This window comes from Flavobacterium sp. W20_MBD1_R3 (genome assembly GCF_052119725.1).
GTDB lineage: Bacteria > Bacteroidota > Bacteroidia > Flavobacteriales > Flavobacteriaceae > Flavobacterium.
The window spans coordinates 581,801-594,273 of the sequence record NZ_JBGQOR010000002.1; the positions used below are offsets into that span (position 1 = coordinate 581,801).

Consider the following 12,473-nt stretch of genomic DNA (forward strand, 5'->3'; position numbering starts at 1 on the left):
ATCAAAAATTTGTGAACTAGCGGTAAAGATAGATTGAGAAGCTCCAGCAAAACAGGATAAATCACTTGGTTTTATCACCTTCTCAGACTAAAAAATTCAATCCCTTTATGACCGCCCTTCGTCCAAAACTGTTAAAATATAAATTTTATTATTTTTAATTTGTCTAAATAAGATTTAGAGTATACATTTGCAGTGTAGAATCAATTTAAATTAAAATGAGGAATATTATAATTACCGGCACTCTATTAATGACGTCTGTTTTATTTTCACAAGAAAAAGAACTTACAAAAACGCAACAAGATAGTATTGAAAGTTTAAACGAGGTTATTATTACCACCGATGCAATCGTAGGAAGTAAATTTAAAGCCAAAAACAAAGCCGGATCTACTTATTTTATTTCTCCAAAAGAACTAAAAACATTTAATTACGATGATGTTTCCCGAATTTTAAGAACCGTTCCCGGAATCAATATTCAGGAAGAAGAAGGCTTTGGACTCCGACCAAATATAGGTATGAGAGGAACCAGCCCGGATCGTTCCAGTAAAATAACACTTATGGAAGATGGTGTTCTAATTGCTCCCGCTCCTTATGCCGCTCCTGCTGCTTATTATTTCCCCACGGTAAATAGAATGCAGTCATTTGAAATCCTAAAAGGCGGAAGTCAAATACAATACGGACCTTATACTACCGGCGGTGCCATTAACATGGTTTCTACTCAAATCCCAAATCGTTTTACAGCTCGCGTTGTAGCTAGCATCGGAAGCTTTAATACTAAAAAGACTTATGTAAATATAGGAGACGACCGCGAGAATTTTGGTTACGTTTTAGAATATAATAATAGAAATTCAGATGGATTTAAAAAAATAGACAACAGCTCAAAAAACACTGGTTTCCAAGGCAATGATTATGTTGCTAAATTTAGAATTAATACGGATCTTGATGCCAAAGTATTTCAATCCTTGACCGCAAAAATCCAGTTTAGTGAAGATTTTGCTAATGAAACCTACCTTGGTTTAACAGAAGACGATTATAACAACAGTCCATACAGAAGATATGCTGGTTCGAATGAAGACTATATTGATTCGGAACACAAACAAATTATGTTGACTCATTTTATTCAACCGTCTAAAAATTTCAACATCACCACAAAAGCTTACAAAAATGATTTTGCCAGAAACTGGTACAAACTTGATGCATTAAAATTGGGAACTACAAAAGTGGGAATCAATTCTATATTAATTGACCCAACACGATATAATGCAGAATATTTAGCTTTAACAGGAGCTGACGACACCGCTGATAATGCTTTATTAGTTAAAGCAAATAATCGAATGTATGAAGCCAAAGGAATTCAATCCGTAGCAAACTATAATTTTGGAAATGGAGCCATAAAGCACGATCTTGATTTTGGTTTTCGTTACCACGAAGATTTTGAAGATCGATTCCAATGGGTTGACGGCTACGCCATGCAGAATGGTGTTATGAATAGAACTTCAAACGGAACGCCAGGCACAGATGCAAATAGAATTACAAAAGCAGAAGCAATTGCCGCTCATGTTCTATACACTATGACCTACGATAAATTTACGTTCTCACCTGGAATCCGATATGAAAATATAAATCTAGCGTCAGTGAATTACGGGAGCAACGATACCTCAAGAGCAGGAACCAGTGTAGTTAAAGTCAATAACAGATCTGACGTTTGGATTCCAGGAATGGGAATTCTGTATAAAATAAACGATGATTACAATGTGTTTACAAGTGTTCACAAAGGATTTTCACCTCCGGGAGCTCAGGTAGGCGAAGATGCAGAAAATAGTATCAACTCAGAATTGGGCTTTCGCTTTCGCAAAAATGCCTTTTATGGAGAGTTAATAGGATATTATAATGATTTTTCTAATTTACAAGGTTCAGATAACATGTCAGGCGGCGGAACTGGAACTGGAGATTTATTTAATGCCGGTGCAGCAATTGTCAAAGGAATTGAATTTTCGGCTACCTATGAAATCTTGAATAATTCAGAAAAAAAATATAAAATGCCACTTACTTTTATATACACATTAACTGACACCAAATTAAATAGTGACTTTAACAGTCCAATCTGGGGTACTGTGACACGTGGTGATGAGATTCCATACATTGCAAAAAATCAATTTGCTTTGACCGCTGCTTTCGAAACTGAAAAATTCAATGTTGCCATCAGCGGAAAATATGTAGACGCTTTTAGAACATTGGCTGGCACAGGAACAATTCCGGCGCTAAATAAAGTAAACAGTAATTTTATTGTTGATCTATCAGCTAAATATCACCTCAGCAAAAACGTGAGCCTGATGTCGAATATTATTAATTTAATGGATAAAAAGTATGCTGTATCAAGAGTTCCTGCTGGATTAAGACCCGGAATGCCTTTTAGCATCAACGTTGGAATTATGGCACAACTATAATAAATTTTGTCATTAGTTTAACTCAAAAAAGCAACCATTTAGGTTGCTTTTTCTTATTTTTACAGTATGGATATTCAAGAAATTTTAGCTTTTGTCGCACTCGGAATGGCCTTGTTTTTTTTGATAAAAAAATTTTTTTTCAAAAAGAAAAAATCTGATAAAGATTGCGGTGGTGGGGATTGCGGTTGCGGTTAATCTTATTTCAAATACCCTATTTTCAAGTAATACTCTTCACTACTGATGCGGCTTCCCTCTTTTGGATACGGAAAAACACGAATACTGATTATTTTCTTTTGCTTCTCAGGTAAATAAGCCGCAAACCATTTTTTATTATCTTCTTCCTTTTCTTTCGAAAACACCAAAGTGGCATCTTCAATTAGTTTAGAATCTTTGTAAACCGATACTACAGCGGTAACATCTCCGGCCCAAACACAAGTTACACCTTCAGGACACCGGGAATCCGCAGCAATCGCTTTCAAAACTAACTGAAATCCTTTTTGATTGGAACACACTTTTTGTTTTATTGTTATGAATTTGACTTTTTCAGACTTTGTGCTTTGCGCCAAAGCTAAACTGCAAATCATCATAAAAAGGAATGTTACTGATTTTTTCATAAGATCTACTTAAATAGAAAGCTGTTTTATATTTTATGACTATTCGTTACTAATACCATTGCGATTTATTTTGTCATTTCAACAAAGGAGAAATCACTTTAGTGGCCCTCGCTGTGTGATTTCTTTCGATGGTCGAAAGGACAAAAAAGCTAAATTTCATTCGTAAGATGTAGTTTGGCACAAGTAAAGAACACCCGTATACATTTATGCCTTATATGTTTAAAACATCCTTCCTTTTTAAACCATTTTAGAAACTTAAACTTAAAACTTATATGACCTTCAATGCCTTGTTTAAAACAAGAACTTCTTATCCCAAAGCCACATCCAGAACCATCATCACAATAAACCCTCCTACAAATCCAAGTGTGGCAATATCCGTATTTTTATCTTGTTGTGTTTCCGGAATCACTTCCTCAACCACTACAAAAATCATTGCGCCTGCGGCAAAAGCTAAAGCGTAAGGCAAAATTGGAGTGAAAAATGTCACAGCAAAAGCACCTAAAACAGCGGCAACTGGCTCTACTAATGCCGAAGATTGTCCGTACATAAAGCTTTTCCAGCGGCTCATTCCCATACGTCGCAATGGCATGGCAACGGCAATTCCTTCCGGGAAATTCTGAATTCCAATACCAACAGCTAATGTAACTGCTCCCGCAATTGAAGCTTCTGGTATTCCAGCAGCAACACCTCCAAAAAGAACTCCAACGGCCAATCCTTCCGGAATATTATGCAACGTAATGGCCGAAACAAGTAATGTAGTGCGTTGCCAAGGTGATTTAATTCCTTCAGTAACTTTAAAATTAATGTGCAAGTGCGGCAATACTTTGTCGATTCCAAAGATAAACAAAGCTCCAAGGAAGAAACCAAAAGCAGCAGGAATCACTTTTGCAAAACCTTCACCACCAGTCATTTCTATTGCTGGCGCTAAGAGACTCCAGAAACTGGCCGCAACCATAATTCCTCCCGTAAAACCAAGCATTCCGTCAAGAACCGTTCGATTCATTGTTTTGAACATAAAAACAAATGAAGCGCCCAAAGCGGTCAGAAACCACGTGAACAAACTAGCATACAAAGCGGCTAATATTGGGTCAATGCTCGTGAAATAATCTACTATAGATTGAAACATAATTATTTGATGTATAAATTACTGGCTATTTTATTTGAAATGGTTAATTCTTTGGTTCCAACACGGATTTTAAAAGAGGAATCGAAACTTTCCTTTTCGATAATTTCTATTTGAGAACCCAACGCAATTTCTTGTTTGTCTAAATATTTTAAAAAATCCGACGAAGTATCTTTGACACCAACACAAATGCCAACTTGGTTTTTCTCGAATTCAGAAAGCAATTGTTTTTCTACTTTTACAATTCTGCCGTTGGCATCAGGAATAGCATCTCCGTGTGGATCTTCAGTAGGATTACCTAAAAAATCATCCAATTTATTAATTAATTTTTCGGATTTGATGTGTTCTAATTGTTCCGCAAGATCATGTACTTCATCCCAAGAAAAATCTAATTTTTCAACTAAAAAAGTCTCCCAAAGCCGATGTTTTCTTACGATCATCTTCGCCGCTAATTGTCCTTTATCCGTAAGGGAAACTCCTTGGTACTTTATATAATTCACCAAATCCTTTTCGGCAAGTTTCTTGAGCATATCCGTCACAGATGATGCTTTTGTTTCTATTTTTTCAGCAATGGCATTGGTACTGATATCCGCATCTGATACTGCTGTGAGATGGTAAATAGTCTTGAGATAATTTTCTTCTGAAAAGGTCATGTTTTGTTTTTTTGAATGTTTTTTCCACATAACCTATCATGCAGAAAAAAATAATTGAAAACCAATTACAACAACAAATATAAGCAAAAAAGAATACCAAAAATAAATTTTTAGCCAAGTCTAAAATAAATCAGCAATTTATAAACAGTTCGGACACACACCAGACAGCGTAAAATTGACTTCTTTTACCAAATAGTTCGGCGGCAGTTTAAAGCTAGGCTCCACATTTTCCAGGCAAGTTACCAAGTGGCACTTCTCACAACTAAAATGAATGTGATTGTGGGAATACGCAGCAGTATCATGAAGGTGATGGCAACTCGCATATTTGATGGTTCCGTCTAAATTTACAATTTTATGAATCACATCTTCGGTTACCAAGCGGTCCAAAACCCTGTAAATCGTAACTCGGTCACAAATATTGTTACTTAACGCCTGAATTTCAGTGTGCGATAAAGCGACTTCAGAATTTTTTATAATTTCTAAAATAGTTGTTTTGGCCGTTGTGTTCCGAGTTGTTTTCATAATTCTATAAAAATTTAATGCAACAATGTTGCATTAATAAATATAATTCTATATTTGCAACAGAATTGCATTAAGCAAATATACAAGAAATGAAGAAAACAACACCATTTAGTATCGACATTTTAGGGATTACAAGTGCCGGCTTGTGCCTGATCCATTGTTTAGTTTTTCCATTACTAACAATCCTCCCTCTAGGATTATCACACAATCCCTATGTCGATTCATTCTTTGGACTAATAGGATTATTTGCAGTATTAAAAATCATAAAGAGTACCAATTTCGCAGTAGCGCTACTATTACTGGTCTCTGTAACACTGATTATAATAAGTGTATTGGTTGAAATATTTCTGGACTATCATTCTAATTTGTTATTTATTGGCGGCATAGGAATGATTATAGGGCATGTTCTAAATTATAAAACCCATAAAAATAAACACCTATGAGAAAATTACCCGTAACTGTACTATCAGGTTTCCTTGGAGCCGGAAAAACCACTTTGCTCAACCATATCCTGCACAATAAAGAAGGTTTGAAAGTAGCCGTAATCGTCAATGACATGAGTGAGGTCAATGTTGATGCGCAATTAGTAAAAAATGAAAATACGCTTTCCCGTACCCAAGAGCGATTAGTCGAAATGAGCAACGGCTGCATTTGTTGTACGCTGCGTGAAGATTTAATGGTGGAAGTGGAGAAATTAGCCAAAGAAAATCGTTTTGATTATCTGCTGATTGAAAGCTCCGGAATCAGTGAACCCATTCCTGTAGCACAGACTTTCTCATTTGTAAATGAAGAAGAAAACATTGATTTGTCCCGATTTAGTTATATTGATACAATGGTCACCGTGGTCGACGCCTTTAATTTCTTTAAAGATTTTGGCTCAGCCCAAACCCTTCAGGATCGAAAAGCATCAGATATCGAAAACGATAATCGGACAATTGTAAACCTGCTGGTCGATCAAGTAGAGTTTGCCAACGTTATTATTCTGAACAAAACCGATTTGGTTACCCAAAAAGAACTGGAAATTCTAAAAGCTTCCATTCAGAAACTGAATCCTGTGGCTAAAATAATCCCGTCGATTCTTGGAAAAGTAAATCTGAATGCAATCTTAAACACCGGATTATTCAACTACGAAGAAGCAGAATCCTCCGCCGGATGGATCCAGGAACTCGAAGGAATACATACGCCTGAAACCGAAGAATACGGAATCTCTTCCTTTGTTTTCAGAGATGAACGCCCGCTGCACCCACATCGTTTTTGGCAATTCATCACAAAGGATTTTCCGCAGAATATCATTAGAAGCAAAGGATTATGCTGGATTGCTTCTCGACCGGAACAAGCCATAAACTGGAGTCAGGCCGGCGGATCCATGAAAGCAGAAGGCGCTGGTGTCTGGTGGGCCAGCATGCCACTGGGTGAACGAATGACTTTTAGCAATTTTGTCGAATACCAAGACACTATTGAAGAACGATGGACGGCCAATTTTGGTGATCGCCTGAACGAAATCGTATTTATAGGCATTGCCTTAAATGAAATAGAAGTACGAAAGCAACTCGAGAAATGCCTTTGCAATGCCGATGAAATGATGGACCTACAAGATGGTTATTTCTCCAGCAAAGATCCTTTTCCTATTCCAAGGGCATATCACAACGATAAAGCTACAGCCGTCTTAAATGAAATATAATATTATAAATCCTGATCGTTTTGGTTAATTATTGGGTAATAAAACGATTCATCATCACTATGAGTCGTTTTTTTTTGTTTTTAAATTTGACTATCTAAAATTAATTTCCAGGTATTTGATTGTTTCATTTCGACAAAGCAGCACGATTATTTTATGAGATGAGGCTGAAAGCAACTAACGGATTACTAAATAAAATAAAATTATTTTCCATAAGTAAAATATAATTTTTAGCTTTGTCTAAATATTATTTAAGCACAATGAAAATATTACATACGTTTTTTATTCTTATACTGTTTCATTTTGGCTACAGCCAAGAAAAAACAAGTCTTTCTGGATTTATTTCATCAGAAAAAAAAGGAGTTATGCAGGCTCGTGTTTTTTTAATTGGAACAAAATATACCACTCAAACAGATAGTTTAGGCCAATATCAAATCAATGCAGTTCCAAAAGGAAATTATAAAATTCAGATTATTGCTGCTGGTTATCAAAGCATCAATAGAAATATCAACATCAGTCATAACGAGCACACCACTTTTGATTTTGAACTTTATACTACAGATAATTTACTCAACGAAGTCGTGATTTCAGGAACTTTAAAACCAGTAAAAAGACTGGAAAGCCCCGTTCCTGTAGAAGTATATTCTCCTACTTTTTTCAAAAAAAACCCAACTGCAAGTATTTATGAAGCTTTACAAAATGTAAATGGCGTACGACCACAACTCAATTGTGGTGTTTGCAACACAGGCGATATTCACATCAATGGACTAGAAGGTCCGTATACTTTAGTTTTAATTGACGGAATGCCCATTGTGAGCAGTTTATCTACGGTGTACGGATTATCCGGAATTCCAAACTCACTGGTAGAACGAATCGAAATAGTAAAAGGTCCCGCTTCCTCACTTTACGGCAGTGAAGCTGTGGGTGGTTTAATCAATATCATCACTAAGAATCCAACAAATGCTCCCCTATTCTCCGCTGATCTGTTTACTACTTCTTGGTTGGAAACCAATGTTGATTTAGGAGTAAAACTTAATGTTGGCAAGAAAGCCACAGCCTTATTGGGACTGAATTATTTTACCTTCAATCAAAAAATCGACAACGACAATGATAATTTTACCGATGTCACTCTTTCGAACCGAATTTCTCTTTTTCAAAAATGGACCTTTGACAGAAACGAAAATCGATTGTTTACCATTGCGGCGCGAGGGGTTTATGAAGACCGTTTTGGTGGGGATGTGCGTTGGGAGAAAAAACACCGTGGCGGTGACGAAATCTATGGCGAAAGTATTTATACCAAGCGAGCAGAATTGATTGGCAGTTACCAATTGCCTTTTCAGGAAAAACTGATGTTGTCCTTTTCAGGAAATGTGCATTTTCAAGACAGCCGATATGGAACTACAAGTTATATTGCGAATCAGAAAATTGGATTTCTCCAATTGACTTGGGACAAAAAAATAGGGAAAAATGATTTGCTTACCGGAATTGCCAGCCGTTATAATTATTACGATGACAACACGCCGGCAACTTTGAAACTAGGAAATAACAACCCGGAAAAAACGTGGCTTCCTGGGATTTTTGTTCAAGACGAAATCACCTTCACTGAAAAACACAAGCTATTGCTGGGAATGCGTTACGATTACAACTCGATTCACGGAAGTATTGTAACGCCTAGAATCGCTTATAAATGGAAATTAAACGACAATAATATCATTCGTTTGAATGCCGGAACCGGTTTTAGAGTCGTAAATCTATTTACCGAAGATCACGCTGCTTTGACTGGCGCCCGTGAAGTTATAATCGCAAGTAATCTGAAACCGGAACAATCCATAAATACCAATTTGAATTATATAAAGAAAATAAATTTCGACAACGGAACCTTTATTGGTATTGAAACTTCCTTATTTCATACCCGATTCAGCAATAAAATTGTTTCCGATTATGATACCAATCCCAACCAAATCATCTATGACAACATCAACGGCTACGCGATAAGTCAAGGAATAAGCACTAATATTGATTTCAATTTTCCAAATGGATTAAAGGTTATTGCTGGAGCTTCAATACTAGACAATAAAAACGTAGAAAATGGTCGAAAAGAAACACCAATCTTAACAGAAAAATTCACAGCAACTTGGAGCATTTCTTATAAAATTAGAACTATCGATTTGAATATTGATTACACTGGAAATCTATACAGCCCGATGCGACTTCCTCTTTTAAGCGATTTAGATCCTCGTGCTCCAGAATCTCCTTGGTACAGTTTGCAAAACATTCAATTCACGTATTCTGGTTTGCAACACTTTGAATTTTATGCCGGAATTAAAAACCTGATGAACTTTTTGCCCAAACAAAACAATCCGTTTTTGATTGCAAGAACCGATGATCCTTTTGATAAAAATGTCACCTACGATACAAACGGTCAAGTGCTGACAACACCTGAAAATCCTTACGGATTAACGTTTGACACTTCCTATGTGTATGGGCCTAACCAAGGAATCAGAAGCTTTTTCGGACTGCGCTATACCTTAAGATAATGAAGAAAAATATTTATTTACTGTTGTTTTTATGCTGTGCGATTCCTTCTGGATTTGCACAGTTGCATTCCCTTACATTCGAAGAAATTGACAGTTTACAAAGCCTTGAAAAGAGAAAAACGATAGTTTTCATTCAAACCGATTGGTGTCAATTTTGTCATGCAATGAAAAACACCACTTTCAAAAACGAGGAAATCATCAAGGAGCTTAACACTGGTTTCTATTTTGTTGATTTCAATGCCGAGGAAAAGCGAACGGTAATTTTCAACCAAACCACTTTTCAATTCAAACCCACAGGAAATAACTCCGGAACACATGAACTGACCATCGCACTCGGAACAATAAATAAGCAATTGAACTTTCCTGTTTTGTGTGTTTTAAATAGTGAAAATGAGATCATCTTTCAACACAGCGGCTACTTAAAACCAAAAGAATTAAAGCTGATTTTAGCCAAACTAAAAGAATAAAATTGTCTATTTTTGGAGGAAATGTCAAATTCCCAAATGAAACACTACGATTATATTTTTACCGGCGCAGGATTATCGGCTTTGATGACCGTATATAAAATGGTACAATCCGGTACATTTAAGGACAAGAGTATTTTATTATTGGACGAAAACACTAAAAAAACCAACGACAGAACCTGGTGTTTTTGGAAAACAAACGACTCACTTTGGGAACAATCTATTTCCAAGAAATGGGATTCGGCTTTGTTTGCCAATCAAGATTTTCGCAGGGATTTAAACTTAAAACCGTATCACTACAATATGGTGAAAGGGCTGGATTTTTATACGCAGGTATTTGAGTTGCTTTCAAAACAAGAAAACATCAAGTTCATCAACCAGAAAGTACTGGAAATCGAAGAATCTGAAACCATAATTCTGGTACAAACCGAAAATGAATCTTTTTCGTGTTCCAAATTATTCAACAGCATTTACAACAAACAAAAAGCAGCAAGTCAGACAATATACCCAGTTTTACAACAACATTTTATTGGTTGGTTTATCAAAAGTGAAAAAGCTGTTTTCAATTCAGAACAAGCGACTTTCATGGATTTTTCAGTAGAGCAAAAAGGAAATACGCGCTTTATGTATGTGTTGCCTACATCAAAAACTGAAGCTTTACTGGAATACACTTTGTTTTCACACCAACATTTAAAAAAGGAAGAATATGAAAACGAAATCAAAAAGTACCTCAAAAACCTTGGGATTACGAACTATGAAATCGTCGAAAAAGAGCAAGGCAGCATCCCAATGACCTGTTATCCTTTTTGGAAAGAAAACACTAAAAATACAATCAACATAGGGACTTCTGGTGGTTGGACGAAAGCAAGCACGGGTTATACTTTCAAAAATTCGGATAAAAAGTCAAGCGAATTAGTTGCCTTTCTGCAAAGGGAAACCGACTTCACCAAATTTCATAAAAAAACTAAATTCTGGTTTTATGATTTGCTTTTGTTAGACATTTTAGATCGAAAAAATGAATTGGGTTCCCACATCTTTTCTTCGATGTTTAGAAAAGGGAATTCAACTTTAATTTTTAAATTTCTAGACGAAGAAACTTCTTTTATTGAAGATATAAAGGTTATTCTAAAGTGTCCAAAAATGCTATTTATAAAAGCTATTTTTCATGTGGCTTCCAAAGCAATAAAACTATAACAAAACTTTATAATTCAGCGAATGGAGTTCCTTTTAAACTTCGTAACTTTGCTTATTGAAAATTAATATATAAAAACACAAAGATATGTATCCAGAAGAAATGGTAAAACCAATGCAAACGGAACTAACCGCTGCAGGTTTTCAAGATTTACATAGCGCAGAAGCGGTAGAAAACGCAATGAAACTAGAAGGAACAACGCTTGTCATTGTAAATTCAGTTTGTGGTTGTGCTGCTAGAAATGCACGTCCGGGAGCAAAAATGAGTTTAGATGGCGCTAAAAAACCAGACCATCTAATTACTGTTTTTGCAGGAGTTGACAAAGATGCAGTTGATGCTGCAAGACAACACATGTTCCCCTTTCCTCCATCATCGCCAAGTATGGCTTTGTTCAAAAACGGAGAATTAGTGCACATGTTAGAGCGTCACCACATTGAAGGTCGCCCAGCAGAACTAATTGCTGAAAACTTAAAAGACGCTTTCAACGAGTATTGTTAAGCAACTTATTCAAATAAAAAAGCCCCGAAAAAATATTTCGGGGCTTTTTTTTACATTTTTTGGAGATCAAAATAATACAATTTAACTTGCTCTTCCAATGCTGGTTGCTTCAGGAATTTCGATTAATTTTCCGCTTTTTACATCAAAAAGATAGCCATAAACTGGAATATGTGATGGAACCAAGGCATGGTTTTTTATTCTTTTTACATCCTCAATTATGCTTTCTGCCTGATTGCTAATTGGTAAAAACGAAATATTTTTAGCTTCCTGAGAACCTCCCTCTTCAGTAATATTTCTCCATCCGTTTTCATCAACCGTAGCTGTAGAAAGACTTGTAGAAAGTAAATCTCTGATAATCTCGTCAGTAAAAGTTTCCATTCCGCAATCTGTATGATGAATTACAAACCATTCAGCAGTGCCTAATAACTTATAGGAAATAATTAAAGAACGAATAGCATCATCACTGGCTCTTCCTCCTGCATTCCTAATAACGTGTGCATCTCCTTCTGAAAGTCCGGCATATTTTGCAGGATCTAATCGAGCATCCATGCAAGTCAGAATTGCAAATTTTCTTGCTGGAGGCATTGCTAAATTAGCTTTTTCGCCAAAGCTTTCTGAATAACTTTGATTGGCAACCAGCACTTCCTGATTAATAATACTATTCTCTTTTTGTAATAAATTTTCTTTACTCATATAATTTAGTTATTGGAATTCTTATATAGAATTCAGATAAATTTTTTATTTGTTT

13 protein-coding genes are annotated in these 12,473 nt (G+C 35.9%); 8 read left to right on the forward strand and 5 right to left on the reverse strand.

What is annotated here, in order from left to right:
- The first annotated feature begins 215 nt into the window (after window positions 1-215).
- Both ACEN2F_RS05605 and ACEN2F_RS05610 read left to right on the forward strand, forming a co-directional pair.
- On the forward strand, window positions 216-2,444 hold the full coding sequence (locus ACEN2F_RS05605) for a TonB-dependent receptor family protein (RefSeq protein ID WP_441736750.1): 2,229 nt from the start codon (window positions 216-218) through the stop codon (window positions 2,442-2,444).
- Between the two features lie 66 nt (window positions 2,445-2,510).
- A complete protein-coding gene (locus ACEN2F_RS05610; RefSeq protein ID WP_441736751.1) occupies window positions 2,511-2,639 on the forward strand; it encodes a FeoB-associated Cys-rich membrane protein in 129 nt (42 codons plus the stop codon).
- Window positions 2,640-2,641: 2 nt separating this feature from the next.
- Here the strand turns inward: ACEN2F_RS05610 and ACEN2F_RS05615 are convergent, their stop codons facing one another.
- The 4 genes from ACEN2F_RS05615 to ACEN2F_RS05630 form a co-directional block, all read right to left on the reverse strand.
- The gene (locus ACEN2F_RS05615; protein ID WP_441736752.1) at window positions 2,642-3,058 is read right to left on the reverse strand and encodes a hypothetical protein; all 417 of its coding nucleotides are present in this window, start codon (window positions 3,056-3,058) and stop codon (window positions 2,642-2,644) included.
- Window positions 3,059-3,365: 307 nt separating this feature from the next.
- On the reverse strand, window positions 3,366-4,184 hold the full coding sequence (locus ACEN2F_RS05620) for a ZIP family metal transporter (RefSeq protein WP_441736753.1): 819 nt from the start codon (window positions 4,182-4,184) through the stop codon (window positions 3,366-3,368).
- Between the two features lie 2 nt (window positions 4,185-4,186).
- A complete protein-coding gene (locus ACEN2F_RS05625; protein ID WP_441736754.1) occupies window positions 4,187-4,834 on the reverse strand; it encodes a metal-dependent transcriptional regulator in 648 nt (215 codons plus the stop codon).
- Between the two features lie 138 nt (window positions 4,835-4,972).
- Window positions 4,973-5,356 carry a Fur family transcriptional regulator gene (locus ACEN2F_RS05630; RefSeq protein WP_441736755.1) on the reverse strand — a complete coding sequence of 128 codons (384 nt, stop codon included), beginning with the start codon at window positions 5,354-5,356 and terminating at the stop codon, window positions 4,973-4,975.
- Window positions 5,357-5,445: 89 nt separating this feature from the next.
- Between ACEN2F_RS05630 and ACEN2F_RS05635 the strand changes: the two genes are divergently transcribed.
- The 6 genes from ACEN2F_RS05635 (at window position 5,446) to ACEN2F_RS05660 (ending at window position 11,725) form a co-directional block, all read left to right on the forward strand.
- Window positions 5,446-5,799, forward strand: coding sequence for a MerC family mercury resistance protein (locus ACEN2F_RS05635; RefSeq protein ID WP_441736756.1), 354 nt, complete (start codon window positions 5,446-5,448; stop codon window positions 5,797-5,799).
- Window positions 5,796-7,037 carry a GTP-binding protein gene (locus ACEN2F_RS05640; RefSeq protein ID WP_441736757.1) on the forward strand — a complete coding sequence of 414 codons (1,242 nt, stop codon included), beginning with the start codon at window positions 5,796-5,798 and terminating at the stop codon, window positions 7,035-7,037. Before ACEN2F_RS05635 ends, ACEN2F_RS05640 begins: the two co-directional genes overlap by 4 nt.
- Before the next feature lie 257 nt (window positions 7,038-7,294).
- Window positions 7,295-9,571, forward strand: coding sequence for a TonB-dependent receptor (locus ACEN2F_RS05645; RefSeq protein WP_441736758.1), 2,277 nt, complete (start codon window positions 7,295-7,297; stop codon window positions 9,569-9,571).
- On the forward strand, window positions 9,571-10,038 hold the full coding sequence (locus ACEN2F_RS05650) for a thioredoxin family protein (RefSeq protein ID WP_441736759.1): 468 nt from the start codon (window positions 9,571-9,573) through the stop codon (window positions 10,036-10,038). The genes ACEN2F_RS05645 and ACEN2F_RS05650 overlap by 1 nt, the downstream gene beginning before the upstream one ends.
- A gap of 21 nt (window positions 10,039-10,059) precedes the next feature.
- Window positions 10,060-11,229, forward strand: a complete 1,170-nt coding sequence (locus ACEN2F_RS05655; RefSeq protein WP_441736760.1) for a lycopene cyclase family protein — start codon at window positions 10,060-10,062, stop codon at window positions 11,227-11,229.
- An 85-nt stretch (window positions 11,230-11,314) separates the two neighbouring features.
- A complete protein-coding gene (locus ACEN2F_RS05660; RefSeq protein WP_441736761.1) occupies window positions 11,315-11,725 on the forward strand; it encodes a BrxA/BrxB family bacilliredoxin in 411 nt (136 codons plus the stop codon).
- Between the two features lie 81 nt (window positions 11,726-11,806).
- Here ACEN2F_RS05660 and ACEN2F_RS05665 read toward each other — a convergent pair whose 3' ends face one another.
- Window positions 11,807-12,418 carry a beta-class carbonic anhydrase gene (locus tag ACEN2F_RS05665; protein WP_441736762.1) on the reverse strand — a complete coding sequence of 204 codons (612 nt, stop codon included), beginning with the start codon at window positions 12,416-12,418 and terminating at the stop codon, window positions 11,807-11,809.
- Window positions 12,419-12,473: the final 55 nt, after the last annotated feature.